The organism is Actinomadura montaniterrae, assembly GCF_008923365.1.
Taxonomy (GTDB): domain Bacteria; phylum Actinomycetota; class Actinomycetes; order Streptosporangiales; family Streptosporangiaceae; genus Spirillospora; species Spirillospora montaniterrae.
Window position 1 is genome coordinate 1 of the sequence record NZ_WBMR01000136.1, and the last position, 26,123, is coordinate 26,123.

The window sequence follows — 26,123 nt, forward strand, 5'->3', positions numbered from 1 at the left end:
CGCGGCCCGCGCACTGGCGCCGGCCCGCGCCGCCGTGGCGTCCTTCTCGCGCCCGCGCCGCTCCCCTGGCAGCGTCAGCCCCAGGATCACGGCGCAGACGACCACAACTCCAGCGATCTTGTGAAGGAGAGGCACGTTTCCCCCGCCGGTAGACCCGAACAGGACCAGGGGGACAGCGTACGACCCCCCGGACATCAACGGACACCCACCGGCGTACCCGAATGATCTCCACAGACCCCTCCACCGCCGCCCCGGATCGCACCAAGTACGAAACCCCCCGGTAAACCCGGACACCCCGCCCGCGCGCCCCCGACGGCGCCCATGAAAAAATGCCCCGCGCCCAAAAGGACGCGGGGCACCCGAACGGCGCGAGGCGGGCTAGTGCGCTGCTTCCTGCCAGGTGCGGCCCGTGCCCATGGAGACGCTGAGGGGCGCGCGGAGGGCGTAGGCGCCGGCCATCTGGTCGCGGACGAGCGAGGTGAGCTCGTCGAGCTCGCCGGCGGCGACCTCGAACACCAGCTCGTCGTGGACCTGCAGCAGCATCCGGGACGTCAGGCCGGCCTCGCGCAGGGCGCGGTCGACGTTCAGGCTGGCGACCTTGATGATGTCGGCGGCGGAGCCCTGGATGGGGGCGTTCAGCGCCATCCGCTCGGCCATCTCGCGGCGCTGCCGGTTGTCGGAGTTCAGGTCGGGCAGGTAGCGGCGGCGGCCGAGGATCGTCTCGGTGTAGCCGTCCTGGCGGGCCTTGGCGACGATGTCGCGCAGGTAGTCGCGGACGCCGCCGAACTGCTGGAAGTACTCCTCCATCAGGCCGCGCGCCTCGTCCGGGGAGATCCGCAGCTGCTGGGAGAGGCCGTACGCCGACAGCCCGTACGCCAGGCCGTAGTTCATCGCCTTGATGCGGGCGCGGAGCTCGGAGTCGATCTGCTCGGGCGGCAGCCCGAACACGCGGGACGCGGTGATGGTGTGGAAGTCGGCGCCGGTGCCGAACGCCTCCAGCAGCGCCTCGTCCTCCGACAGGTGCGCCATGATCCGCAGCTCGATCTGCGAGTAGTCGGCGGTGAGGAGCGACTCGTAGCCGCCGCCGACGACGAACGCCTCGCGGATCTGCCGGCCCTCGGCGGTGCGGATCGGGATGTTCTGCAGGTTCGGGTCGGTGGACGACAGCCGCCCCGTCGCCGCGATCATCTGGTTGAACGTGGTGTGGATGCGGCCCGCGTCGTCGGCCATCGGGATGAGCGAGTCGACGATGCTCTTGAGCTTGGCGACCTCGCGCCAGCGCAGGATGTGCTCCAGCACCGGGTGGCCGTCCTTCTCCAGCAGGGTGGTGAGGGCCTCGGAGTCGGTGGTGTAGCCGGTCTTGGTGCGCTTGGTCTTCGGCAGGTTCAGCTCGTCGAACAGCACCTGCTGCACCTGCTTCGGCGAGCCGAGGTTGAACTCGTGCCCCACGGCGGCGTGGGCCTGCTGCTCCTGCTCCTTCACCTGCCCGCCGAGCGACGCCGACAGGCCCGCGAGGTGGTCGGCGTCGACGGCGATGCCCGCGCGCTCCATGTCGGCCAGCACCCCGACGAGGGGCAGCTCCACCTCGTGCAGCAGCCGCGTCGCGCCGCGCTTCTCCAGGTCCTTGTCGAGGACGTCGGCCAGCTCGGTGACGGCGCGCGCGCGGACGGCGAGGGCCTCGGCGGCCTCCTCCTCACCGGAGCCGTCCAGGGTGAGCTGCCCGGAGTCCTCGGTCTCGCTGCGCAGCTCCCGGTGCAGGTAGCGCAGGACGAGGTCGGCGAGGTCGAACGTGCGCTGCCCCGGCAGCGCCAGGTAGGCGGCCAGCGCGGTGTCGCTGGTGACGCCGTCGAGCCGCATGCCGCGCGCGGCGAGCGCCAGCATCGGGCCCTTCGCCTCGTGGACCGCCTTCGGGCGGGACGGGTCGGCGAGGAACGCGGCGAGCGCGCGCTCGTCGTCCTCGATCAGCTCCGCCGGGTCGAGGTGGACGGCGGGCCCGTCCTTGGACGCCAGCGCGAGCGCGGTGATCTCGCCGGTGCCGCGGCCCCAGGAGCCGGTGACGGCGACGCCGAGCCGGGTGCCGCCGTTGGCGTCCAGCCAGGCGCCGAGCGCGCCCGGCTCCAGCGCGTCCACCTGCACCTCGAAGCCCTCGTCGGCCTCCGGCTCCGCCGCCGACAGCGAGGAGTACAGCCGCTCGCGCAGCACCCGGAACTGCAGCGAGTCGAACAGGGTGTGGATCTCGTCGCGGTCCCACTGGCCCATGGTCAGCTGCGGCGGCGTCAGCTCCAGCCCGACGCTGGTGTCGAGCTTGTTGATCTGCTGGTTGCGCAGCACCCCGGCCAGGTGCTCGCGCAGGTTGTCGCCGGCCTTGCCCTTGATCTCGTCGACCTTCGCGACGAGGGTGTCGAGGTCGCCGTACTTGACCAGCCACTTGGCGGCGGTCTTCGGGCCGACGCCGGGCACGCCCGGCAGGTTGTCGCTGCTCTCCCCGACCAGCGCGGCGAGCTCCCGGTACCGCTCGGGCGGCACCCCGTACTTGGCCTCGACGGCGGCCGGGTCCATCCGGGCGAGCTCGGAGACGCCCTTGACCGGGTACAGGATCGTGACGTGCTCGTTGACGAGCTGGAACGCGTCCCGGTCGCCGGTGACGATCAGGGTGTCGAGGCCGGCCTCGGTGGCCTGCACCGACAGCGTGGCGATGATGTCGTCGGCCTCGAACCCCGCGACCGACATCCGCGGGATGCGCAGCGCGTCCAGCACCTCGAAGATCAGGCTGACCTGGCTGCGGAACTCGTCGGGCGTCTTCTGCCGCCCCGCCTTGTACTCCACGTACTGCTCGTGCCGGAAGGTCGGCTCGCTGCGGTCGAACGCCACCGCGATGTGGGTGGGCTGCTCGTCGCGCAGGACGTTGATGAGCATCGAGGTGAAGCCGTACACCGCGTTCGTCGGCTGCCCGTCGGTGGTGGAGAAGTTCTCCACCGGCAGCGCGAAGAACGCGCGGTAGGCCAGGGAATGCCCGTCGAGCAGGAGGAGCCGGTCACGCTTGTCAGGGGTCGCTGGTTCGTTCGCCACACCAGGACTCTAGTCTGCGCGTACGACAGTTTTGTGGAGGCGTAAGTGAGCGACACCGACGGCCTGAGCCGGGACGACCTGGCCGCGAAGATCCTTTCCGGGGAGGGGATCGAGTCCCGCGGCGACCTGGCCAAGGCGATGGGCGTGGAGTACCTGGAGGTGTCCGCCGAACGCGTCGTCGGCCGCATGCCGGTCAAGGGCAACACCCAGCCGTACGGGCTGCTGCACGGCGGCGCGTCCTGCGTGCTGGCCGAGACGCTCGGGTCCGCCGGGTCGGCGATGCACGCCGGGCCGGGCCGCATCGCCGTCGGCATCGAGATCAACGCCACCCACCACCGGTCCGCGACCGACGGGTACGTCACCGGCGTCGCCACCCGCGCCCACGGCGGCCGGACGCTCGCCACCTACGACATCGTCATCACCGACGAGCAGGACCGCCGGGTGTGCACGGCCCGGCTCACCTGCATGCTCCGCGACGCGCCCGCGACCTGACCCTCGGGCACGGTCGGCCGGGGGCGCGCGGGGGGCGTCCGGCCTCGTGAGACGCCGTCCCGCCGCGCGCCCGATCCGCGGCTTTCTTTGCGATGGACCGGCCGGGGTCTGTAGCGTGGATCGGAACGGCCTGGGATCACCGAGTAGACAACGCACGCGCCCGCGAGGGCCGTACGGCCCCAAAGGTGATCCCAGGCCCGGCACGTCCCGGGGCCCGGACGCAGATCACGGGACGGTCCCAGGACGCCCCGCGATCTGGCGGACGCCGGAGACGCCGTCCTACGGTGCCGATCATGCGGCCCCTTCCGGCAGGACGCCTCCGCACGGCGCGACGGCGCTCGGCCGCCGCCCTCCTCGCCCTCGCCCCGCTGATCCCGCTTGCATCGGCGTGCGGCGGCGAAGATGAGAGCCACTACCGCGTCCCCGCCCGTGCCGTCCGCGATGGCGAACGTCCTCTCCCCTACCGCGAGGTGACCGACGGGCGGGTCGCGTTCGCCGCGATCGGCCTCAGCTCCGGGCTCACCACCATCACCGGCAGCCACGCCGACCTGCCGTCCCGCCTGGGCGGCTTCGCCCGCGTCCGGATGCTCGCCGAGAACCGCTACGCGACGTTCCACAAGATCGACCTCGACCGGCAGCTGCTCGTCACCTCGCGCGGCGCCTACCCGCCCGACGTCAACGCGATGCGGGTCAAGCGGCAGCCCACCGACATCGAGCTCGGCTCCCACGACCGCATCGAGTTCGACCTGATGTACGACATCCCCAAGGACGCTCAGATCAGGGCCCTGCGGCTCTATGCCGACCCCACCGACGACCTCGGCGTCCCGCTACAGCACGACCCCGGGGCGGAGCTGCCGTTGCGGTGAACGGCGGCCCCGCCCCGGGGTCGCGGTGAGACGTCCCTCTCGGGCCTGCTACTCGGCGTCGGGCGCGTCCTCGCCGTCCGCCTTTCCGGTCTCCGGCGCGGTCTTGCCGAGCGCGACCTTCCCGGCCTCGCCCTCCGCGCCGGCGGTGTCGCCGGTGTCGCCGCCGCCCACGTCGCCGCCCAAGTAGGCGGCCCGCACCTGCGGGTCGTCCAGCAGCTCCGACGCCGGCGCCGACCGCACGATCCGGCCCGTCTCCAGCACGTACGCCCGGTGCGCCAGCCGCAGCGCCTGCTGCGCGTTCTGCTCCACCAGCAGGATCGTCGTCCCGCGCCGGTTGATCTCCTCGATGATCGAGAAGATCTGCTGCACCAGCATCGGCGCCAGGCCCATCGACGGCTCGTCCAGCAGCAGCACCTTCGGCTTCGACAGCAGCGCCCGGCCGATCGCCAGCATCTGCTGCTCGCCGCCCGACATCGTGCCCGCCGCCTGCGAGCGCCGCTCCGCCAGCCGCGGGAACAGCTCGTACGCCTCCGCCAGCTCCTTGGAGTGGTCGTCCTTGCGCGCGTACGCGCCCATCAGCAGGTTCTCGTGCACCGACATGCCCGGGAAGATCCCCCGGCCCTCCGGCGCCTGCCCGATCCCCGCGAGCACCCGCCTGTGCCCCGGCATCGACCCGATGTCGGCGCCCTCGAAGAACACCGACCCCGACGAGCAGGACCGCAGCCCCGAGATCGTCTTCAGCGTGGTGGTCTTCCCGGCGCCGTTACCGCCGATCAGCGAGACGATCTCGCCCTCGTCCACCTGCAGCGACACGCCCTTCAGCGCCTCGATCTTGCCGTAGTGGACGTGCACGTCCTTCAGTTCAAGAAGCATCGGCCGGAGCCCCCAGGTACGCCTCGATCACCTTCGGGTCGTTCTGCACGTCGGCGGGCAGCCCGTCGGCGATCTTCTGTCCGAAGTCCAGCACCGCGACGCGGTCGCTGATCCCCATCACCAGGCCCATGTCGTGCTCGATGAGCAGCACCGTCCGGCCGTTGTCGCGGATCTTGCGGATCAGCTCCATCAGCGAGTTCTTCTCCGCCGGGTTCATCCCCGCGGCCGGCTCGTCCAGCAGCAGCAGCTTCGGGTCCGTCGCCAGCGCCCGCGCGATCTCCAGCCGCCGCTGGTCGCCGTACGGCAGGTTCTTCGCCATGTCGTGCGTGCGGTGCGACACCCCGACGAAGTCCAGCAGCTCCCGCGCCAGCGCCTTGCCCTCGCGCTCGGCCCGCCGGTGCCGCGGCAGCCCGAACGTCACGCTGACCAGCCCCGCGTTGTGGTGCGCGTCCGCGCCCACCTGCACGTTCTGCTCCGCCGTCATGTTCGGGAACAGCCGGATGTTCTGGAACGTCCGCGCGACGCCGCGCTTGGTGACCTGGTACCGCTTCAGGCCGTTCAGCCGGCCGCCCGCGAACCTGATCTCCCCCGACGTCGGCCGGTACACCCCGGTCACCGTGTTGAACACCGTCGTCTTGCCCGCGCCGTTCGGCCCGATCAGCGCGAAGATCTCGCCCTCGCGGACCGTCAGGTCGACCGCGTTCAGCGCGACGACGCCGCCGAAGCGCATCGTCACCTGCGACAGCTCGAGCAGGGCGCCGCCGGCCTTGCCGCCCGCGGCACCGGTCACCTCGCTCATCTGCTCCCCACCTCGGCCTCCGAGCCGGACGTGTCGATCTCGGCGCCCATATGGCCCATCCCTCCGCCGCCCTCGGCCATCTCGGCCTTGCGCTGCCTCGACGGGATCAGCCCCTCCGGACGGAAGATCATCATCGCCACCAGGATCGCGCCGAACGCGAGGTCGCGGTAGTCGGCCAGCCCGCGGAACCGCTCCGGCAGCCACGCCACCAGGAACGCCCCCACGATCACGCCCGGGATGTTGCCCGCGCCGCCCAGCACCACCGCGGCCAGGATCGTCGCCGACAGCAGGAACGGGAAGTTCGCCGGCGCGACGTAGCTCGTCTTCGCCGCGAACACCACGCCCGCCGCCCCGCCGATCGCCGCGCCCGTCGCGAACGACAGCAGCTTGAACTTGAACGTCGGGACGCCCATGATCTCGGCCGCGTCCTCGTCCTCGCGGATCGCCGTCCAGGACCGCCCGATCCGGCTGGCCTCCAGCCGCTTCGAGAAGATCACCACCAGCACGATCACCGCGACCAGCAGGTAGTAGTACGGCCGCGCGTCCCTGATCTTGTAGGTGAACAGGTCGACCCCGGCGAACCACACGCCCTCGTGGCTCGGCGGGTGCGGGATGTTGTTGATCCCGCGCGTGCCGCCCAGCCAGTTCGTGTTCTCCGCGACCTTCCGGACGATCTCCCCGAAGCCCAGGGTCACGATCGCCAGGTAGTCGCCGCGCAACCGCAGCGTCGGAGCGCCCAGGATCACCCCGGACACCGCCGCCAGCACGATCCCGCAGGGCAGCAGCGGCCAGAACCCGATCCCGTGCTTCACCGCCATCGTCGCCATCGTGTACGCGCCGATCGCCCAGAACGCCACGTACCCGAGGTCGAGCATGCCGGCGTACCCGATCACCACGTTCAGGCCCAGCGCGAGCAGCACGTAGATCCCGATCGGATAGAACAGGATCGTGGACCACGCCGACTCCGGCGACATCACCGGCGCCAGCCCCTCGTAGGGCAGGAACAGTGCACCGATGATCAGCAGGACGTAGACCGCCCACCGCTCCCAGCCCGGCGCCCGGTCCCAGTGCGTGCGGACGGCCTCCAGAGGACCGGAGAGCGCGCCGCGCCACCCCGCCGTGTTCGCTGTCTTGTTCGTGTTGTCGCTCATGCGCGCGCCTGCTGGAGGGACTCACCGAGGATGCCGGTGGGACGGAACAGGAGGATGACCACGAGAAGCGTGAACGCGATGACGTCCTTCCACTCGGAGCCGAAGATGGAGCCGCCGTAGTTCTCGATCAGCCCCAGCGTGAACCCGCCGACGAGCGCGCCGCGCAGGTTCCCGATGCCGCCGAGCACCGCGGCCGTGAACGCCTTGATGCCGAGGATGAACCCGATGTTGAACATCGTCTGCTGGTACAGCAGCGCGAAGAAGAAGCCCGCCGCGCCCGCCATCAGGCCGCCGACCACGAACGTCACGACGACGACCCGGTCGATGTTCACCCCGAGCAGCACCGCCGTCTCGGGGTCCTGCGCCGTGGCCCGGATGCCGCGGCCGAGCTTGGAGGCGTTCACGAACCGGTCCAGGACGATCATCATCACGATCGCCGCCACGAAGATCAGCAGCTTGTCGTTGCGGACGTCCCCGGACCCGATCGAGAACAGCGTCTCCTTCTTCATCAGGTCCGGCACGTGGATCGGGTCGCGGCCGCCGCCGTGCCCGAAGAAGTGCGGGATCACCGTCGTCGCGAACAGCTCCTGCAGGAACAGCGACGCGCCGATCGCCGAGATCAGCGCCGCCAGCCGCGACGCCCCCTTGCGGCGCAGCGGCCGGTAGGCGACCAGCTCCAGCAGCAGCGCCGCCCCGCCCGAGGCGACCATCGACGCCACCAGGCACGCCAGCAGCACGCCCACCAGGGCGATGCCGGTGTAGGGGCCGTTGTCGAAGCCGACCACCTGGATCAGGGTCAGCCCGCCGAACGTGCCGATCATGAAGATTTCGGAGTGGGCGAAGTTGATGAGCCGGAGCACGCCGTAGACCATCGTGTAGCCGAGCGCGACCAGCGCGTAGATCGAACCGACGGTCAGCCCGTCGACCGTGTTCGCCCAGAACTGGGATGTGAAGTCGTGGAGCACAGAGGGTTCCTCAAGAAAGAGGGGGCGGGAGCGCTGTGGCGCTCCCGCCCCGCGCCGGAGGACCGGCGTCCGTCCTGCGTCGTGGCGGGCCTAGCTCACTCGGGCTTGACCTTGGAGGCGTCGCCGAGGAACTTCAGCTTCCCGTCGACCACCTGGAACATGTAGATGGTCTTGACCTGGATCTCGCCGTTCGGCTCGAACTTGACCGGCTTCGACACGCCCTGGAAGTTCACCGTCTTCAGGTAGTCGTTGACGTCCTTGGTCGTGGTCTTGCCCGCCTTGAAGGCGTCCAGGATCGCGTTCGTGGCGTCGTAGCCCTCGGCCGAGTACGTGCCCTGGTCCTTGTGGAACGCGGTCTTGTAGTCGTTGATGAACTTCGCGACCGCCGGGTTGTCGGCCGTCGGGTTGATCGACTGGCAGGCGCACGAGACCAGCGCGCCCTCCGCCTGCTTGGTGCCGGCGCCGTCGACCAGCTTCTGGTCGAGCGCGCCGTCGTCGGAGACGAACTTGGCGGTCACGCCGCCGTCGCGCAGCTGCTTGAGCAGCTTGTCGCCGCCGTTGTAGTACCCGCCGAAGAAGATCGCGTCCGGCTTGGCCGCCTTCACCTTGTTGACGGTGCTGGAGTAGTCGGTCGCCTTCGGGTCGATCTTGTCGCGCTGCGGGGTCACGCCCGCCGCCTGCACCGCGGAGAACACCTTGTCGGCCAGGCCGACGCTGTACTCCTGGTTGTCGTCGATGACGAAGACCTTCTTGGCGCCCAGCGTCTTCACGATGAAGTCGCCGTCCACCTGGCCCTGCGCGTCGTCGTTGGAGATCAGCCGGTGCCAGAACTTCCAGCCGTTCTTGCCGAGCGCGGTGGAGGTGGCCGAGGGGGAGATGTTCGGGATCTCCGCCTCCTCCAGGCTCGGGACCGTGGCCTTGGACTCGCCGGAGAACACCGGGCCGACGACCGCGGTGACGTCGTCGTCGATCGCCTTCTGCACCTGGCCGGGCGCGACGGCCGGGTCGCCCTTGGTGTCGTAGATCTTGAACTTGACCTTCTTCTTGGGGTTCGTGGCGTTGTACTGGTCGATCGCCAGCTTCACCCCGTTGGAGATGTTGATCCCGAGCTCAGGGGAGTTGTCGCCGGTCTGGACACCGATGTAGGCGATCGTCAGATCCTTGCCCCCGCCGCTGTCTCCCGAGCCGCACGCGGCGGCGCCCAGCGCCATCGCCGCTCCCAGCGCGATCGCGCCGGTCACCCTCATCCTGTTGCGCCGCAAGGTGCCCAACCTTTCACATCCGGATCCGCACCGGATCGGGTACGAGTCATGCCCCGACGCCGACCGCTCCCGGGAGGAGATATCGGTCACTCGGGGACCAGCTATGTCGTACACCGTCGACCCGACCCAGAACAGCACCCCCGGATCGAAGGGTTATTGCTTCGTTACGCCCCTGTGCCCATCGGTTCCCCCGTTTTGCCAGGGACGATTACGGAGCGTGCCGAGCATGGCCGGTCCGCGACCGGCGGTTTGGATCTTGACAACGCGCGGGGTGACAGGGCAGGAAGTCAGCCCGCGGACGGCTCGCCCTCGCCGTTCGCACCGCCACCGGCGCCGCCGCCCGCGGTGCCGGTGGCGCCCGCCACCACGGCCTCCGCGACGGCCCTCATGGTGAGCCTGCGGTCCATCGAGGTCTTCTGGATCCACCGGAACGCCTCGGGCTCCGACCAGCCGTGCGCCTCCTGCAGCAGCCCCTTCGCCCGGTCCACCACCTTGCGGGTCTCCAGCCGCTCCTGCAGCCCCGCGACCTCCGCCTCCAGCGCCCGCAGCTCGGTGTACCGGCTCACCGCCATCTCGATGGCGGGCGTCAGGTCGGTCTTGGCGAACGGCTTGACGAGATAGGCCATCGCACCGGCCTCCGTCGCCCGCTGGACGAGCTCGCGCTGGGAGAACGCCGTCAGGATCACGACCGGCGCGATCCGGTCCGCCGAGATCCGCTCCGCCGCGGAGATGCCGTCCAGGACGGGCATCTTCACGTCCAGGATCACCAGGTCGGGCTTGAGCTCGCCGGCCAGCCGGACGGCGGTCTCCCCGTCCCCGGCCTCGCCCACGACCTCGTAGCCGTCCTCCTGCAGCATCTCCTTCAGGTCCAGCCGGATCAGGGCCTCGTCTTCCGCGATCACAACTCGCCGAGCGCTCTCCACGCCCCCGACCCTACCGAAACCCGCTACCCTGGTCCCCGTCACCCCTCCCCGACCTGCACAGGGGGAGAGCCGCGCACGAAGCGGACAAAAGCCCCGATAGCCCAACGGTAGAGGCGATGGTCTCAAAAGCCATAAAGTGTGGGTTCGAATCCCACTCGGGGCACTTCCTCTCATAGGCGACATCTCGCCCGCTCCGAGCCCTTCCGCCACTGGATTCCGACTCGCGCGCCCCGAACGGTGGATGCCTCCAGGTTCTGCTGCCTATCGCGTAGGCGGGACGCCCCCGCAAGCTTGATCAGCCGCCACCGCACCTCACCTTGACCTGCTGTGCTGCCTGGCCCGGCCTCATCGACGCCGCAGAGCAGGCGATGGCGACCGTCATGCCACTATCCAAGGTCGCCCGGCGCCCGACTCCCGGAGCGGTCGATGTGAACAGCCAGTCGAAGCACTGGCCGTGCCTGTTCCCGCAGCATGGGCCGGGGCGCAAGCACACGCGGAAGATCGAACTGGCCGGGTGGCAGCGGGAGCTCGTGAATGAGCACACCGAGGAGTTCGTCCGGGGGCTGATCCACTCGGACGGCTGCCGGAGCATGAACCGCGTGCGCAGACGCCTCAAGGACGGGGACCGGTGGCACGAGTATCCGCGCTACAACTTCACGAACGTCTCGATGGACATCCAGCGGTTGTTCACCGATGCGTTCGACCGGCTCGGGATCGCGTGGACGCAGATGAACGCGAAGAACATCTCCGTGGCGAAGCGGGAGGCGGTGGCTCGGCTCGATGAGTTCGTGGGGGCCGAGTACTGAGGGTTGGCGTGGTGGCCGGAGCGTCGTGGAATTGAGACCCGGCGGTGATCAAGACGCGGTCCGCGCGCGGCCGGCCGGGCGCCGGCCCTGGCGGGGCGGCGGCCGGTCGGGCGCGCGGGTCAGTGGCTCTCGCCGATGTTGAGGACCTGGAGGGCGTTGGTGGAGCCGGGGGTGCCGGGGGGCGAGCCCGCGACGACGACGACCTTGTCGCCCTTCTGGCAGCGGCCGAGCTCGAGGAGGGCCTGCTCGACCTGGCGGAACATCGCGTCGGTGTGGTCGACCTGCGGGACGATGAAGGTCTCGACGCCCCAGACGTGCGCCAGGCGGCCGCGGACGGCGGGCACCGAGGTGAAGGCCAGCAGCGGGATCGGCGAGCGGTAGCGGGACAGCCGGCGGGCGGTCTCGCCGGACATGGTGAAGGCGGCGAGGGCCTCGGCGCCGACGATCGCGCCGACCTCTGCGGCGGCGCGGGCGATGGCGCCGCCGACGGTCTCGGGCATGCGCTGCAGGGTGTGGGTGGCGTGCAGGGTGGCCTGCTCGGCGGTCTCCACGATGCGGCTCATGGTGCGGACGGACTCGATCGGATACTGGCCGACGCTGGTCTCGCCGGAGAGCATGACGGCGTCGGCGCCCTCGAAGACGGCGTTGGCGACGTCGGAGGTCTCGGCGCGGGTGGGGCGCGGCGCGGAGATCATGGATTCGAGCATCTGGGTGGCGACGATGACCGGGCGGGCCTTCTCGCGGCAGAGTTCGATGGCGCGCTTCTGGACCATCGGGACCTGCTCGAGGGGGAGTTCGACGCCGAGGTCGCCGCGGGCGACCATGATGCCGTCGAACGCGGCGACGATCTCGGGGAGGAGTTCGACGGCCTGCGGCTTCTCGATCTTGCCGATGAGGGGGACGCGGACGCCCTCCTCCTCCATGATCTGGTAGCAGATGTCGGCGTCGGCGGGGGTGCGGACGAAGGAGAGGGCGACGAGGTCGACGCCGAGGCGCAGGGCCCAGCGCAGGTCGGTCTCGTCCTTCTCGGTGAGGGCGGGCACGGAGACCGGGACGCCGGGCAGGTTGAGGCCCTTGTTGTCGGAGACCATGCCGCCGACCTTGACGACGGTGCGGACGCGGGGGCCGTCGACGGCGGTGACCTCGAGGGCGACGCGGCCGTCGTCGATGAGGACGGTGTCGCCGGGGCCGACGTCGCCGGGGAGGCCCTGGTAGGTGGTGGAGACCTCGCGGCGGGTGCCGGGGACGTCCTCGGTGGTGATGGTGAACTCGTCGCCGAGCGTGAGGCGGACGGGGCCGTCGGGGAACCGCCCGATGCGGATCTTGGGGCCCTGCAGGTCCGCGAGGATGCCGACGCCGCGTCCGGTGGCGTCGGCGGCCGCCCTGATCCGGTGGTAGACCTCCTCGTGGACGGCGTGCTCGCCGTGGCTCATGTTGAGCCGGGCGACGTCGATGCCGGCCTCGACGAGGGCGTTGATCTGTTCCGTGCTGGAGCAGGCGGGACCGATGGTGCTGACTATCTTCGCTCGACGGGTCACGTCACAACCGTACTTAGTTACCCGTTGGTACGGATATTCGTGCAGGATGCGGTCGCCCAAGGTTCACCGAATGGTCTAGGTCAGAGGTCTAGACCATGGCCGGCGGGTCACCGCTTGAAGGCCTCGACGGCGGCCTGGCAGAAGGCCTTGAGGTCGTCGGGCTTGCGGCTGCTGACGAGCACGTTGGGGCCCTCCTCGCAGATCTTGACCTCCTCGTCGACCCAGGTCGCACCGGCGTTGCGCAGATCGGTCTGGAGGCTGGGCCAGGACGTCAGGGTGCGTCCCCGGACGACGTCGGCCTCGATGAGCGTCCACGGGCCGTGGCAGATGACGGCGACGGGCTTGCCGGCGTCGAAGAACGCCTTGGCGAACGCGACGGCGTTGGGCTGGGTGCGCAGGAAGTCGGGGTTGGCGACGCCGCCGGGCAGCAGGAGCCCGTCGAACTCGGTGTGGTCGGAGACGTCGACGGTGGTGTCGACGGCGAAGGTGTCGGCCTTGTCGAGGTGGTCGAAGGCCTGGAGGCGGCCGGACTGGGTGGAGACGAGGCGCGGGGTGCCGCCGGCCTGCTCGACGGCCTTCCACGGTTCGGTGAGCTCGACCTGCTCGGTGCCCTCGGGGGCGCAGAGGAAGGCGATGGTCTTGCCCTGGAGATCGGTGGACATGTGGGGTTACCTCCCTTTCGGTTCTCCGACGTCCCCTGCCCGGGCGGGCGAGTGGTATGCAGGAATGGTGAATCCGACGGGCTATCGCGAGGTCCCCGAGCGCGGGGCGGGGCTGGTCTGCTCGTGGACGGCCGCGCTGCCGGCGGGCGCGGAGCCGTTCGTCCAGCGGGTGGTGCCGGACGGGTGCGTGGACGTGATCTGGTCGGCGGACGGGATCCAGGTCGCGGGGCCGGACACGGGCCCGATGCCGGCGGCGATGCGTCCGGGGTCGGTGATGGCGGCGGTGCGGTTCGGGCCGGGGGCGGCGCCGCCGGTGCTGGGGGCGCCGGCGGACGCGGTGCGGGACGCGCGGGTGCCGCTGCGGGAGCTGTGGGGCGGTGCGGCGGACGAACTGGCGGACGCGGTGGCGGGGGCGGGCTCGCTGGAGGAGCGGCGCGCGGTGCTGGTGGCGGGCGTCCGGGCGCGGGCGGCGGTGGCGGAGCCGGTGGATCCGCTGGTCCCGGCGGTCGTGACGGGCGTCGCGGGCGCCTCGGTGCGGGAGGTGGCGGACGCGGTGGGGCTGGGCGAGCGCCAGTTGCGGCGGCGTTCGCTGGCGATGTTCGGCTACGGGCCGAAGACGTTGCAGCGGGTGCTGCGCTTCCAGCGGGCGCTGGGAATGGCGCGTTCGGGGATGCCCCTCGCCGACGTGGCGTACGCGGCGGGCTACGCCGATCAGGCGCATCTCGCGAACGAAGTGCGAGCGCTGGCGGGCGAGCCCGTCCGGACGCTGCTGTAAGCCGCCGTGCGCTGCGGGCGGGGTAGCTAGCCGCCGCGCGCCGAGGGTCGCGCTGCGCGCCGGGCGAGCCGGCCCGGCGGGCTCGCGCTGCGCGGCCGAGTAGCCGCTGCGCGCCGGGCTCGCGTTGCGTGGCCGGGGCGCGTTGCGTGGCGGTGGCGCGTTGTGTGGCGGGGTGGGGTGGTCAGGGTTTGAGGCGGTTGTGGGCGCGGAGGGTGCGGAGGCGTTCGACGGTGACGTGTCCGCGCCATTCGGGGCGGGTGGCGGGCGTCCAGATGAGGAAGCGGACGTCCCAGCCGCCGTCCTCGTGCTGGGCGTCGATGAGGGCGTCGAGCGCGGCGTCGACGGCGGCGTCGCCGAAGAGGCGGTGCCCGAATCCGCCGGGTGCGGGGGCGAAGTCGAGGACGTCGTGGTGGTCGCTGCGGGCGTGGGCGGCGAAGGCGTCGCGGAGGCGGGTGAAGGCGGCTTCGGCGCGGGCGCGGTCGGGGACGTGGTCGAGGAAGGTGAGCAGGGCGAGGACGTCGTAGGGGCCGGGGTCGGCGGGCGGGTCGTCGAGGTGGCGCCAGCAGAAGGCGGTGGCGGTGGCCAGCCAGGGGTGCCGGGATCCGGCGCGGTGGAGCATCCCGGCGAGGGTCGCGGTGGGGTTGATCGCGGCGGGCGGGTCGTCGGGGGTCTGCCACCAGGGGGCGTGGGGGGCGTCGCGGACGGCGGGCAGGACGAACGGCACTCCCCCGTCGGGGGTGGCGATGGCGGCGAGGTGGGCGGCGATGCGGGCGACGGCGGGGTGGTCGTCGGCGCCGGCCTGGTGGAGGACGTCGAGGGCGTGCTGGGCGGGGACGGGCTGGCTGGCCTCGCCGCGCAGGTCGGGTTCGAGGGCGTGGCCGTAGCCGCCGTCGGGGTTCTCGTAGGCGGCGAGGGCGGCGAGGAGGGGTGCGGCGGGGGCGCCGTGGAAGTGCAGGGCGAAGCGGCGGCGGTCGATGACGCGGGCGTTGAGCCGCATGAACTCCCAGGCGCGGGCGAGGGCGGTGGCGGGCAGCGTTCTCATGGCGCTCACCGTAGGGCGGTGCGGTGGGGCCGTCTTGGAGGAAACGGACGCGGCGGGCCCGGCCGCCCCAGCGGTGGGCGACCGGGCCCCTGGCGTCCCGCGTGGGGTCGGGCGGAACCGTAGCGGACCGGTCGTTTCCTTACAAGGGGGCCGGTTCCGGGACGTCAGACGCGATTTCCATGATCCGGAACGTGTGGTCTGCTGGGGCGATGAGCGATCCTCTGGACGAACGTGACATGGCGGCCCGCGCGCTGGGGCTGGTCGCGGAGGCGGCGGGGCCGTACCTGGACGGGCTGGCGGAGCGTCCGGTGCACGACCGGGCGATGGACGTCCTGCTGGACGAGCTGGACGGGCCGCTGCCGGAGCGCGGCGACGGGTCGCCGGCGGCGGTCGAGCGGCTGGTGCGGGTGGGGACGGGGGCGGCGACGCACTCGTCCGGTCCGCGGTTCTTCCATTTCGTGGTGGGCGGGTCGACGCCGGCGGCGATGGCGGGCGACTGGACGGCGTCGCTGCTGGACCAGGCGGCGGGGCTGTGGCTGACGTCGCCGCTGGCGGCGCGGGCGGAGACGGTGGTGCTGCGCTGGCTGAAGGAGCTGTTCGGGCTGCCGGCGTCGTTCGGCGGGGTGCTGACGCCGAGCGCGACGCTGGCGCACGTGACGGGGCTGGCGTGCGCGCGGCAGTGGTGGGCGGGCCGGCACGGAGTGGACGCGGCGTCGCAGGGGCTGGCGGGGCTGCCCGCGATGCCGGTGCTCAGCAGCGGGCTGGTACACGTCAGCACCCGCAAGGCGCTGCAGATCCTCGGCTGCGGGCGGGACACGCTGCGGGTGTTCGCGCGCGACGACGCGGGCCGGGTGGACCTGGCGGCGATGGACGCGGCGCTGGCGGAGGCGGGCGGCCGGGCGGTGGTCGTGGCGAACCTCGGGGAGGTGAACGCCGGCGACTCCGACCCGATCGGCGAGCTGGCGGACCTGGCGGAGCGGCACGGGGCGTGGCTGCACGTGGACGGGGCGTTCGGGCTGTTCGCGGCGCTGTCGCCGCGGACGGCGGACCTGGCGCGGGGGGTGGAGCGGGCGGACTCGGTGACGGCGGACGGCCACAAGTGGCTGAACGTGCCGTACGAGAGCGGGTTCTCGTTCGTCCGCGACCCGAGAGTGCTGAGCGAGGCGTTCGGGGCGTGGGGCGCGGCGTACCTGCCGGAGGAGGACGGCGACCGGGTCAACTACAACATGCTGGGGCCGGAGTCGTCGCGGCGGGCGCGGGCGCTGCCGATCTGGGCGACGCTGCGGGCGTACGGGCGGGACGGGTACCGGGCGATGGTGGAGCGGCATCTGGACGTCGCCGCGCATCTGGGGGCATTGGTGGAGGCGGCGCCCGATCTGGAGCTGCTGGCGCCGGTGCGGTTGTGCGTGGTGTGCTTCCGGTACCGGCCGGCGGGCGTCCCCGAGGAACGGCTGGACGAGCTGAACGCGAGGCTCGGCGAGGCGCTGCTCGGGGACGGCCGCGTCTATGCGGGCACCAGCCGGTACCGCGGGATGACGGTGTTCCGGCCGGCGCCGTTGAACTGGCGCACCACGAAGGCGGACGTGGAGCGCCTGGTGGAGGTGCTGCGGGAGCTGGCGGCGACGCTGGATCTCTGACCGGCGGTCCCGGGCGGGTCAGGTGGCGCAGTCGTTCCAGGGCGCCGTCTCGTCGAGCTCGTCGAACGGCTGGGTGAGGCTGAACCAGTTGCCGGAGTCGTCGCGGAAGACGGCCTCGATGCCGTAGGGGCGGCGCTCCGGCTTGTGGACGAAGGTGACGCCGCGAGCGGACAGCTCCTCGTAGGCGGCCTCGCAGTCGTCGGTGGTGAAGGCGCCGGCGCCGAGGACGCCCTTGGCGAGCAGGGACCTCATCTGCTCGGCGGAGTCCGGGTCCATGGTCGGCGGGCCGGGGACCATGAGCGCGAGCCTGAGGTCGGGCTGGCCCTTGGGGCCGACGGTGAGCCAGCGCATGCCGCCCTCGCCGAGGGTGGTGTCGTCGCGCACCTCGAGGCCGAGCTTGGCGGTGAAGAACTCCTTGGCGGACTCCTGGTCGAGGACCCAGACGGTGGAGATGCCGAGTTTGGTGATCATGTTCGGTGGTTCCCTTCGGCGGTGGCGGCGCCGGGCTCTCCGGGGCCGCCGTCCGAGGTCAACGCTAGGGCCGGGCGCCGGACGGGGGCTTCTCGAAAATTGCGGCCGTGCCGCCCGGACGATCAGCGAGGCCGGTCCGTGCGGAAGCCGCCGGCCCACAGCAGGACGAAGCAGCCGGGGACCGCGGTGCCGCCGCCGGCGCGGGCGCGGCGGCGGAACTCGGTGGGGGTGACGCCGGTCTGCTCCTTGAAGCGGGTGCAGAAGGTGCCGAGGCTGGTGAACCCGACGAGCAGGCAGATCTCGGTGACGGTGAGGTTCGCGGTGCGCAGCAGTTCCTGGGCGCGCTCGATGCGGCGGCGGGCCAGGTAGCGTCCCGGGGTCTCGCCGTAGGCCTCGTTGAACAGCCGGACGAAGTGGTAGCGGGAGTACCCGGCGCGGGCGGCGACGGCGGCGACGTCGAGCGGCTCGGCCCAGTCGCGGTCCATGGCGTCCTTGGCGAGGCGCATCCGCCGCAGGAGCGCGGTGTCCATGCCTCCGATGGTAGGGCGGGGGTCGGACGGTCCGCCCTGAACGGCCGGGGGGCCGCCCGGTCAGCGGGCGCCGGGCCAGGGGCCGGGCGGGGTGTGGTCGAAGGTGCCGGTGGCGACGGTGACGTCGTACACGCGGAACCCGCGGGCCTGGTAGTTCTTCAGCGCGGCGGGGTGGTCGTTGGAGCCGGTGGTCAGCCGGACGCGGCGGGTGGGCTTGCGGTCGTCCCAGCGGGTGGCGAGGTCCCAGGCGCGGGCGGCGCCGACGCTGAGCAGGTGGCCGCCGAGGCCCTGGCCGGTGAAGGCGGGCAGCAGCCCGAAGCAGCTGATCTCGACGATGCCGTCGGGCTGCGGGTCGAGTTCGGCGTACCCGGCGGGGGTGCCGCGGACGTGCGCGACCCAGGTCTCCACGCCGGGCCGCGACAGCCAGTTGAGCCACTGGTCGTAGGTCCAGGCGAGCCGGTCCGTCCAGTAGTGGTCGCCGCCGACCGCGGTGTAGAGGTAGCGGCTCAGCTCGGGGCTGGGCAGCTCGGCGCGGACGATGGCGACGGGGACGTCGGGCACCCGGGCGGGCCGCAGGTCGGCGGGGCCGAGCTGCTCCAGGTGCCAGTCGGTGACCTCGATCTGCCGGGTCGGCATGGGAACCCCCGTACGCGCGACGCCGCCGCGCCCCCGGCGGACACCGGAGGCACGGCGGTCGAATGTTCGCGGATCAGGCTATCGGTCGCGCGGTGGGCGGAATCGGGTAGGGCAGGGCGGTGTGGCCGGTGAGGAACCGGTCCACCCCGTGCGCGGCGGCGCGTCCCTCGGCGATCGCCCAGACGATCAGGGACTGGCCGCGGCCCATGTCGCCGGCCGCGTAGACCCCGTCGACGGAGGTCCTGTAGTCGCGGTCGCGGACGACGTTGCCGCGCTGGTCCAGCTCGACGCCGAGCTGCTCCAGCAGGCCCTCCCGCTGCGGGCCGAGGAAGCCCATCGCGAGGGTGACGAGCTGCGCGGGGATCTCGCGCTCGGTGCCCTCGACCGGCTTGAAGCCGGTGTCGGGGCCGCCGACCTCGACGATCCGCAGCGCCTGGACGTTGCCGTCCGCGTCGCCGACGAACTCGGTGGTGGACACCGCGTACAGCCGGTCGCCGCCCATGCCGGCGAGCTCCTCGTGGGCGCTCTCCATCTTGAACAGCATCGGGTACGTCGGCCACGGCTGGGCGCCGGTGCGCTCCTCCGGCGGCCGCGGCATGATCTCCAGCTGGGTCACCGACGCGGCGCCCTGCCGGATCGCGGTGCCGATGCAGTCGGCGCCGGTGTCGCCGCCGCCGATCACGACGACGTGCTTGCCCGCGGCGTCGATCGGGGACTTCTCGAAGTCGCCCTCCTGCACCTTGTTGGACGGCGGCAGGTACTCCATCGCCTGGTACACGCCCTTGAGCTCCCGCCCGGGGATGGGCAGGTCGCGCCAGACGGTGGCGCCGCCCGCGAGCACGACCGCGTCGTAGCGGTCGCGCAGTTCGTCCGCGGTGATGTCGACGCCGACGTTCACCGAGGTCTTGAAGGAGGTGCCCTCGGCGCGCATCTGGGCGAGGCGCCGGTCGAGGTGCCGCTTCTCCATCTTGAACTCGGGGATGCCGTAGCGCAGCAGCCCGCCGATGCGGTCGGCGCGCTCGTACACGGTGACGTCGTGGCCGGCGCGGGTGAGCTGCTGGGCGGCGGCGAGCCCGGACGGGCCGGAGCCGACGACCGCGACCTTCCTGCCGGTCTTCACCGCGGGCGGCTGCGGCCGCACCCAGCCCTCGGCGAACGCCCGGTCGATGATCTCGACCTCGACCCGCTTGATCGCGACGGGGTCCTGGTTGATGCCGAGGACGCAGGCGCTCTCGCACGGGGCGGGGCACAGCCTCCCGGTGAACTCCGGGAAGTTGTTGGTGGCGTGCAGCCGCTCGATCGCCTCGTGCCAGTCCTTGCGGTAGACGAGGTCGTTCCACTCGGGGATGAGGTTGCCGAGCGGGCAGCCCTGGTGGCAGAACGGGATGCCGCAGTCCATGCAGCGGCTCGCCTGCTTCTCCAGCCGGTCGGTGCCGAAGTTCTCGTAGACCTCCGACCAGCTCTTGATCCGGACGTCCACCGGGCGGCGCTTCGGGAGCTCCCGCTGGACGGTCAGGAAACCCTTCGGGTCAGCCATGTGGGAATCCCCCTCTCTCAGCCCTGTGCCGCGGCCATGACGGCCTCGTCGACGTCGCGTCCCTGCGCCTCGGCCTCGGCCATCGCCTCCAGGACGCGCCGGTAGTCACGCGGCATGATCTTGGTGAAGCGGGCCGCCGCGGCGTCCCAGTCCGCCAGCAGCCGCTCGGCGACCGCCGAGCCGGTCTCGGCGAGGTGCCGTCCGACCAGGTCCTTGACGAACGCCTCGTCGCCCTCGTCGAGGGGTTCCAGGTCGACCATCTCGCGGTTGACGCGGTCGGCCACCAGGTCCAGAACGTAGGCGATGCCGCCGGACATTCCGGCCGCGATGTTGCGTCCGGTGCGGCCGAGGATGACGGCGCGGCCGCCGGTCATGTACTCGCAGGCGTGGTCGCCGACGCCCTCGACGACGGCGGTGGCGCCGGAGTTGCGGACGCAGAACCGCTCCCCGACGACGCCGCGGGCGAACAGCTCGCCCGAGGTGGCGCCGTACAGGATCACGTTGCCGCCGATGATCTGCTCCTCGGCGGCGAACGCGGCGTCCGCCGGCGGGCGCAGCGTCAGCCGGCCGCCCGACAGGCCCTTGCCGACGTAGTCGTTGGCGTCGCCGACCAGCCGCAGCGTGACGCCGCGCGGGACGAACGCGCCGAACGAGTTGCCGGCGGAGCCGGTGAAGGTGACGTCGATGGTGTCGTCGGGCAGCCCGGCGCCGCCCCACTTCTTCGTCACCTCGTGGCCGAGCATGGTGCCGACGGTCCGGTTGACGTTGCGGATCGGCAGGTCGAGGGTGACCTTGTCGCCGAACGCGACGGCGCCCTCGGCGAGCTGGATGAGGGTGTTGTCGAGCGCCTTCTCCAGGCCGTGGTCCTGCTTGCCGACGCAGCGCGGCGCGTCCCCGTAGGGGGTCTCGGGCGCGTGCAGCACCGGCGCGAGGTCCAGCCCGGACGCCTTCCAGTGCTCGACGGCCTCCCGGGTGTCGATCATGTCGACGTGGCCGATCGCCTCGTCCAGCGACCGGAACCCGAGCGCGGCGAGGTACTCGCGGACCTCCTCGGCGATGAACTCGAAGAAGTTCACCACGAACTCCGGCTTGCCGGAGAACCGCTCGCGCAGCACCGGGTTCTGGGTGGCGACGCCGACCGGGCAGGTGTCGAGGTGGCAGACCCGCATCATGATGCAGCCCGACACCACCAGCGGCGCGGTCGCGAAGCCGTACTCCTCGGCGCCGAGCAGCGCCGCGATGACGACGTCGCGTCCGGTCTTCATCTGCCCGTCGGTCTGCACGACGATCCGGTCGCGCAGCCCGTTCAGCAGCAGCGTCTGCTGGGTCTCGGCGAGGCCGAGCTCCCAGGGCGCGCCGGCGTGCTTCAGCGACGTCAGCGGGGACGCGCCGGTGCCGCCGTCGTGCCCGGAGATCAGCACCACGTCGGCGTGCGCCTTGGACACCCCGGCCGCGACCGTGCCGACCCCGACCTCGGCGACCAGCTTGACGTGTACCCGTGCCTGCGGGTTGGCGTTCTTCAGGTCGTGGATGAGCTGCGCGAGGTCCTCGATCGAGTAGATGTCGTGGTGCGGCGGCGGCGAGATGAGGCCGACGCCGGGCGTGGAGTGCCGGGTCTTGGCGATCCACGGGTACACCTTGTGGCCGGGCAGCTGCCCGCCCTCGCCGGGCTTGGCGCCCTGCGCCATCTTGATCTGGATGTCGTCGGCGTTGGTGAGGTACTCCGACGTCACGCCGAACCGGCCGGACGCGACCTGCTTGATCGCGCTGCGGCGCAGGTCGCCGTTGTCGTCCGGGGTGAACCGGACCGGGTCCTCGCCGCCCTCGCCGGTGTTGGACTTGCCGCCGAGCCGGTTCATCGCGATCGCGAGGGTCTCGTGCGCCTCCGCGGAGATGGAGCCGTACGACATCGCGCCGGTGGAGAACCGCTTGACGATCTCCGATACCGGCTCGACCTCCTCGATCGGCACCGGCGGCCGCGCGCCCTCCTTGAGCTTGAACAGCCCGCGCAGGGTCATCAGCTTCTGCGACTGCGAGTCGACCTTGGAGGTGTACTCCTTGAAGATCTCGTAGCGGCGGGTGCGGGTGGCGTGCTGCAGCTTGAACACCGTGTCCGGGTTGAACAGGTGCGGCTCGCCCTCGCGGCGCCACTGGTACTCGCCGCCGACCTCCAGCGTGCGGTGCGCGGCCTCGTTCCCGCCCGGCGGGTAGGCGCGGCCGTGCCGCTCGGCGACCTCGCGGGCCAGCACGTCGAAGCCGACGCCGCCGAGCCGGGAGGTGGTGCCGGTGAAGCAGCGCGACACGACGCGCTCGCCGAGCCCGATCGCCTCGAAGATCTGCGCGCCGGTGTAGGACGCGACCGTGGACACGCCCATCTTCGACATGACCTTCAGGACGCCCTTGCCGTACGCCTTGACCAGGTTCCGCACCGCCTTGTCGGCCTCGACGCCCGGCAGGGCGCCGCCGCGGACCATGTCCTCGACGGTCTCGATCGCCAGGTACGGGTTGATCGCGGACGCGCCGTACCCGATGAGCAGCGCCATGTGGTGGCACTCGCGGGCCTCGCCGGTCTCGATCACCAGGCCGACCTTGGTGCGGGTCTTCTCCCGGATCAGGTGGTGGTGGACGGCGCCGGTGAGCAGCAGCGCGGGGATCGCGGCGCGGGCGGAGTCGGCGCCGCGGTCGGACAGCACGATGATCCGCGCGCCGGCCTCGATGGCCCGGCTCACCTCGGAGTTGATCTCCTCGAGGCGGGTCTCCAGGGCCTCGCCGCCGCCGGCGACCTCGTACAGGCCGTGCACGACGTGGGCCTGCAGGTGCGGCAGGGACCCCTCGTCGTCGATGTGGATGATCTTGGAAAGCTCGTCGTTGTCCAGGATCGGGGTGGGCAGCACCAGCCGGCGGCACGAGTCCGGGCCGGGCTCCAGCAGGTTGCCCTCCGGGCCGAGCGTGGACTGCAGCGAGGTGACGAGCTCCTCGCGGATCGCGTCCAGCGGCGGGTTCGTGACCTGCGCGAACAGCTGCTTGAAGTAGTCGAACAGCAGCCGCGGGCGCTCCGACAGCACCGCGATCGGGGTGTCGGTGCCCATCGACCCGATCGGCTCGGCGCCCGTCTTGGCCATCGGGCCGAGGATGATCCGCTGCTCTTCGAGCGTGTACCCGAACGTCTGCTGCCGCTTGACGAGGGTGTCGTGCGTCGGGATCTCCCGCTCGCGCTGCGGCAGCTCCTCGAACCGGACCAGGCCCTCGTGCAGCCACTGCGCGTACGGGTGCTCGGCGGCCAGCTCCGCCTTGACCTCGTCGTCCTCGACGATCCGCCCGGCCTCGGTGTCGACCAGGAAGATCTTGCCGGGCTGCAGGCGGCCCTTGCGCACCACCTTGGCGGCCGGGATGTCGAGCACGCCGGCCTCGCTGGCGAGCACGACCAGGCCGTCGTCGGTCACCCAGTAGCGGCCGGGGCGCAGCCCGTTGCGGTCCAGCACCGCGCCGACGACGGTGCCGTCGGTGAAGCTGACGCTGGCGGGGCCGTCCCACGCCTCCATCAGGGTGGAGTGGAACTCGTAGAACGCGCGGCGCTCGGCGTCCATCTCGGCGTGGTTCTCCCACGCCTCCGGGATCATCATCAGCACCGCGTGCGGCAGCGACCGGCCGCCGAGGTGCAGCAGCTCCAGGCACTCGTCGAACGAGGCGGTGTCGGACGCCTCGATGTCGATCACCGGGAAGATCCGGGAGATGTCGCCGGGGATCAGGTCGGACTTCAGCAGCGCCTCGCGGGCCCGCATCCAGTTCCGGTTGCCCCGGACGGTGTTGATCTCGCCGTTGTGCGCGATGAACCGGTACGGGTGCGCGAGCTCCCACGCCGGGAACGTGTTCGTCGAGAACCGCGAGTGCACCAGCGCGATCGCGCTGCTGAAGCGGCGGTCCGACAGGTCGGGGAAGAACGGCTCCAGCTGGGGGGTGGTGAGCATCCCCTTGTAGACGATCGTCCGGCTGGACAGGCTCGGGAAGTAGACCCGGACGTCCTGCTCGGCGCGCTCGCGCATGCAGAACACGGCGCGGTCCAGCTCCAGGCCGGTCTTGCCCGCGTGCGGGCCGCCGGCGGCGGGCGCCACGAACAGCTGGGCGAAGTGGGGCATGACCCGGCGGGCGGCCGGGCCGGTGAACGCGGGGTCGTGCGGGAGCTCCCGCCAGCCGAGCACCGTCAGGTGCTCCTCGGCGCACAGCGTCTCGATGTGCGCGACCGCGGCGGCGCGCTCCTCGCCGTCCGCGGGCAGGAACGCGATGCCGGCCGCGTAGGCGCCGGCCTCGGGCAGCGCGAAACCGCACTCCGCGCGGAAGAACGCGTCCGGGATCTGGACGAGGATGCCGACGCCGTCTCCGTCGTCCGGCTCCGCGCCCACGGCCCCGCGGTGGTCCAGGTTCTTCAGGACGGTCAGGGCGTTCTGGACGATGTCGTGGCTCTTGCGGCCGTGCAGGTCGGCCACCATGCCGACGCCGCAGGCGTCGTGCTCGTTCGCCGGGTCGTAGAGCCCCTGGGGTCCGGGGCGGCCCGGTGTGAGGGCAGCAGCAGCCATCAACCCTCCCGTCGTCGTCGTGTGTCACTGCTTCGTGTCAGTGCAGTCCGGGACGACGTTGGCCCTGCTGCGGTGAGATGACATTACATCACTGCCGGGATCATGCCCGACTGGACCAGATCGCGAAACTTCCGCCGGGCGATCGGCTGCGCGTCATCTTCGAGTGGTTTAGACCAGGTTACCGGTTCCGGAATGGCGCAAAACGCCCTGACCTGGTGAGGATCATCACCGGCGAACCATGTTTACCCGGCGAAGAACGCAACATGCCTGAAACACTCGCGGGTATCCGGATCCTTCCCGGGCTGGGGCGGGCGATGGGGCGTTGTCCGCTCAGTGAGACACGCGGCGTCACAGGCTGGGACGCGGGGGCGTCCGCTCAGTGGGACGCGGCGGCGGCGCGGCCCAGCACCGCCGGGGCCTTGCCGCCCTCGATCAGCAGCGACAGCAGGTTCCCGTCCGACGCGTCGCCCTTGCCGTCCAGGCGCTGCGCCCAGGACACCACCGCGTAGTGGCCCATCGCCAGGCCCCGCGCCATCCCGAAGCCCTGCCCGAACCGGTCCAGCGGCGCGGCCGCCGGCAGCGGCACCACGAACCCGCCGCCGAGCGTGTGGTCCAGCAGCCCGACGAACCGGTCGGCGTCCGCCGACGACGCCAGGTTGAACACCGCGACGGCCAGCCCGTACCCGTGCCGGGTGTCGGAGTAGATCCCGCGCACCGCCTGCGTGCAGCCGCCGTCCGCGAGGTCGGCGGCCACCGACTGCCCCCACACCGCGGCCGTGCAGTCGCCGTCCAGCCTCTTCGCCCGCAGCGTCAGGGCGAGCTTCGTGCCGTCCACCGAGACCTTCGACGCCGACGACGGGAACGCCTCCCCGATCGTCAGCGGCTTGGCGTCGGCCTTCCGGGACGCGATGCCCGCGTACGCGGACGACGACGGCGAGCTCGAGTACGACTCGGGCGAGCTGCCGTTGCCCGCCGCCTTCCCGGCCGGCTTGCGCGGGGCGTCGCCGGCCGTCCCGCCGCCGTCGTCCCCGCCGCCGCTCAGCGCCAGGGCCGCGACCAGCCCGATCACCACCAGCACCGCGAGCGCCGCCGCGGCCCCGAAGTAGAGCTTCGCGCCGGGACCGCCCTTCGCGGACGCGCCCGGTCGGCGCGGTCTCCCCGGCCCGCCGGGCCGCCGCCCCTTCCTGGGCCCGCGGCCTCTGGACGGGGCGTCCGGCACCTCGTCCTGTGCCGGTGTCTCGGCAGCGTAGGGATCGTCCTGGTACGCGGGATCGCCCTGGTAGGGGGCGTTCTCGGCGAAGCCGGGCTCCTCGTAGGGCGGCTCGTCGTAGGGGGGCTGCCCGTACGGCGGTTGCTCCGCGTACGCCTGGCCGGCGTAGGGGGCCTGGTCCGTGTAGGGCTGCTCGGGAGGGCCGGCCTGCTCGGGAGGGCCGGGGTGGCCCTGGGCGCCGCGGCGGCGCCCTCCGGAACGTTCCGGCCGGGCGGCGCCGTCGCGCGGCGAGCCGATCCGGCGGG

The 26,123-nt window shown here is 71.8% G+C and carries 21 protein-coding genes and 1 tRNA gene; 6 read left to right on the forward strand and 16 right to left on the reverse strand.

The genetic code is table 11. The features are described from left to right. Positions 1–378 precede the first annotated feature (378 nt). Positions 379–3,069, reverse strand: coding sequence for a DNA polymerase I (polA, locus tag F9B16_RS33735; protein ID WP_151544269.1), 2,691 nt, complete (start codon positions 3,067–3,069; stop codon positions 379–381). Between the two features lie 138 nt (positions 3,070–3,207). On the opposite strand from polA, the gene F9B16_RS33740 reads away from it, so the two are divergent. Both F9B16_RS33740 and F9B16_RS33745 read left to right on the forward strand, forming a co-directional pair. Further along, a complete protein-coding gene (locus tag F9B16_RS33740) occupies positions 3,208–3,561 on the forward strand; it encodes a PaaI family thioesterase (protein ID WP_151544286.1) in 354 nt (117 codons plus the stop codon). 293 nt (positions 3,562–3,854) lie between these two features. After that, positions 3,855–4,427, forward strand: coding sequence for a DUF4352 domain-containing protein (locus F9B16_RS33745; protein ID WP_151544270.1), 573 nt, complete (start codon positions 3,855–3,857; stop codon positions 4,425–4,427). Between the two features lie 48 nt (positions 4,428–4,475). Here F9B16_RS33745 and F9B16_RS33750 read toward each other — a convergent pair whose 3' ends face one another. From F9B16_RS33750 to F9B16_RS33775, 6 genes are all read right to left on the reverse strand, one after another. Further along, positions 4,476–5,300, reverse strand: a complete 825-nt coding sequence (locus F9B16_RS33750; RefSeq protein WP_151544271.1) for an ABC transporter ATP-binding protein — start codon at positions 5,298–5,300, stop codon at positions 4,476–4,478. After that, complete coding sequence (locus F9B16_RS33755; protein ID WP_151544272.1) at positions 5,290–6,099, reverse strand: ABC transporter ATP-binding protein; 810 nt, start codon at positions 6,097–6,099, stop codon at positions 5,290–5,292. Before F9B16_RS33755 ends, F9B16_RS33750 begins: the two co-directional genes overlap by 11 nt. Beyond that, positions 6,096–7,250 (reverse strand): branched-chain amino acid ABC transporter permease, encoded by a 1,155-nt coding sequence (locus tag F9B16_RS33760; RefSeq protein ID WP_151544273.1) that lies wholly within the window; start codon positions 7,248–7,250, stop codon positions 6,096–6,098. Before F9B16_RS33760 ends, F9B16_RS33755 begins: the two co-directional genes overlap by 4 nt. Beyond that, positions 7,247–8,215: a branched-chain amino acid ABC transporter permease gene (locus F9B16_RS33765; RefSeq protein WP_151544274.1), complete on the reverse strand. Its 969-nt coding sequence runs from the start codon at positions 8,213–8,215 to the stop codon at positions 7,247–7,249. The genes F9B16_RS33760 and F9B16_RS33765 overlap by 4 nt, the downstream gene beginning before the upstream one ends. Positions 8,216–8,310: 95 nt before the next feature. After that, a complete protein-coding gene (locus F9B16_RS33770) occupies positions 8,311–9,477 on the reverse strand; it encodes a branched-chain amino acid ABC transporter substrate-binding protein (RefSeq protein ID WP_225992182.1) in 1,167 nt (388 codons plus the stop codon). A 287-nt stretch (positions 9,478–9,764) separates the two neighbouring features. Continuing rightward, positions 9,765–10,400, reverse strand: a complete 636-nt coding sequence (locus F9B16_RS33775; protein ID WP_264159830.1) for an ANTAR domain-containing response regulator — start codon at positions 10,398–10,400, stop codon at positions 9,765–9,767. Positions 10,401–10,490: 90 nt separating this feature from the next. On the opposite strand from F9B16_RS33775, the gene F9B16_RS33780 reads away from it, so the two are divergent. Next, positions 10,491–10,563, forward strand: a tRNA-Leu gene (locus F9B16_RS33780). A 205-nt stretch (positions 10,564–10,768) separates the two neighbouring features. After that, positions 10,769–11,206, forward strand: coding sequence for a hypothetical protein (locus F9B16_RS33785; protein WP_225992183.1), 438 nt, complete (start codon positions 10,769–10,771; stop codon positions 11,204–11,206). Between the two features lie 119 nt (positions 11,207–11,325). Here F9B16_RS33785 and pyk read toward each other — a convergent pair whose 3' ends face one another. Continuing rightward, the gene (gene pyk / locus F9B16_RS33790) at positions 11,326–12,744 is read right to left on the reverse strand and encodes a pyruvate kinase (RefSeq protein WP_151544276.1); all 1,419 of its coding nucleotides are present in this window, start codon (positions 12,742–12,744) and stop codon (positions 11,326–11,328) included. 107 nt (positions 12,745–12,851) lie between these two features. Next, positions 12,852–13,406, reverse strand: coding sequence for a type 1 glutamine amidotransferase domain-containing protein (locus F9B16_RS33795; RefSeq protein ID WP_151544277.1), 555 nt, complete (start codon positions 13,404–13,406; stop codon positions 12,852–12,854). A 64-nt stretch (positions 13,407–13,470) separates the two neighbouring features. Between F9B16_RS33795 and F9B16_RS33800 the strand changes: the two genes are divergently transcribed. Then, entirely contained in the window at positions 13,471–14,181 is a 711-nt protein-coding gene (locus F9B16_RS33800; protein ID WP_151544278.1) for a helix-turn-helix domain-containing protein, read from the forward strand. Positions 14,182–14,362: 181 nt separating this feature from the next. On the opposite strand, the gene F9B16_RS53720 is transcribed toward F9B16_RS33800, so the two are convergent. Continuing rightward, positions 14,363–15,223: a hypothetical protein gene (locus F9B16_RS53720; protein ID WP_151544279.1), complete on the reverse strand. Its 861-nt coding sequence runs from the start codon at positions 15,221–15,223 to the stop codon at positions 14,363–14,365. A gap of 209 nt (positions 15,224–15,432) precedes the next feature. Here F9B16_RS53720 and F9B16_RS33810 point away from each other — a divergent pair, with 209 nt between their 5' ends. Then, positions 15,433–16,860, forward strand: coding sequence for a pyridoxal phosphate-dependent decarboxylase family protein (locus F9B16_RS33810; protein ID WP_151544280.1), 1,428 nt, complete (start codon positions 15,433–15,435; stop codon positions 16,858–16,860). An 18-nt stretch (positions 16,861–16,878) separates the two neighbouring features. Here F9B16_RS33810 and F9B16_RS33815 read toward each other — a convergent pair whose 3' ends face one another. The 6 genes from F9B16_RS33815 to F9B16_RS51420 form a co-directional block, all read right to left on the reverse strand. After that, positions 16,879–17,331, reverse strand: a complete 453-nt coding sequence (locus tag F9B16_RS33815) for a VOC family protein (RefSeq protein ID WP_151544281.1) — start codon at positions 17,329–17,331, stop codon at positions 16,879–16,881. A gap of 122 nt (positions 17,332–17,453) precedes the next feature. Then, entirely contained in the window at positions 17,454–17,861 is a 408-nt protein-coding gene (locus F9B16_RS33820; RefSeq protein WP_151544282.1) for a helix-turn-helix transcriptional regulator, read from the reverse strand. 60 nt (positions 17,862–17,921) lie between these two features. After that, on the reverse strand, positions 17,922–18,497 hold the full coding sequence (locus tag F9B16_RS33825) for a GNAT family N-acetyltransferase (protein ID WP_151544283.1): 576 nt from the start codon (positions 18,495–18,497) through the stop codon (positions 17,922–17,924). Positions 18,498–18,570: 73 nt separating this feature from the next. Next, positions 18,571–20,034, reverse strand: a complete 1,464-nt coding sequence (locus F9B16_RS33830) for a glutamate synthase subunit beta (RefSeq protein WP_151544284.1) — start codon at positions 20,032–20,034, stop codon at positions 18,571–18,573. 17 nt (positions 20,035–20,051) lie between these two features. After that, positions 20,052–24,608 carry a glutamate synthase large subunit gene (gene gltB, locus F9B16_RS33835; RefSeq protein ID WP_151544285.1) on the reverse strand — a complete coding sequence of 1,519 codons (4,557 nt, stop codon included), beginning with the start codon at positions 24,606–24,608 and terminating at the stop codon, positions 20,052–20,054. 376 nt (positions 24,609–24,984) lie between these two features. Further along, positions 24,985–26,123: hypothetical protein (locus F9B16_RS51420; protein WP_192809123.1), on the reverse strand; the 1,139-nt coding region annotated here is incomplete at its 5' end.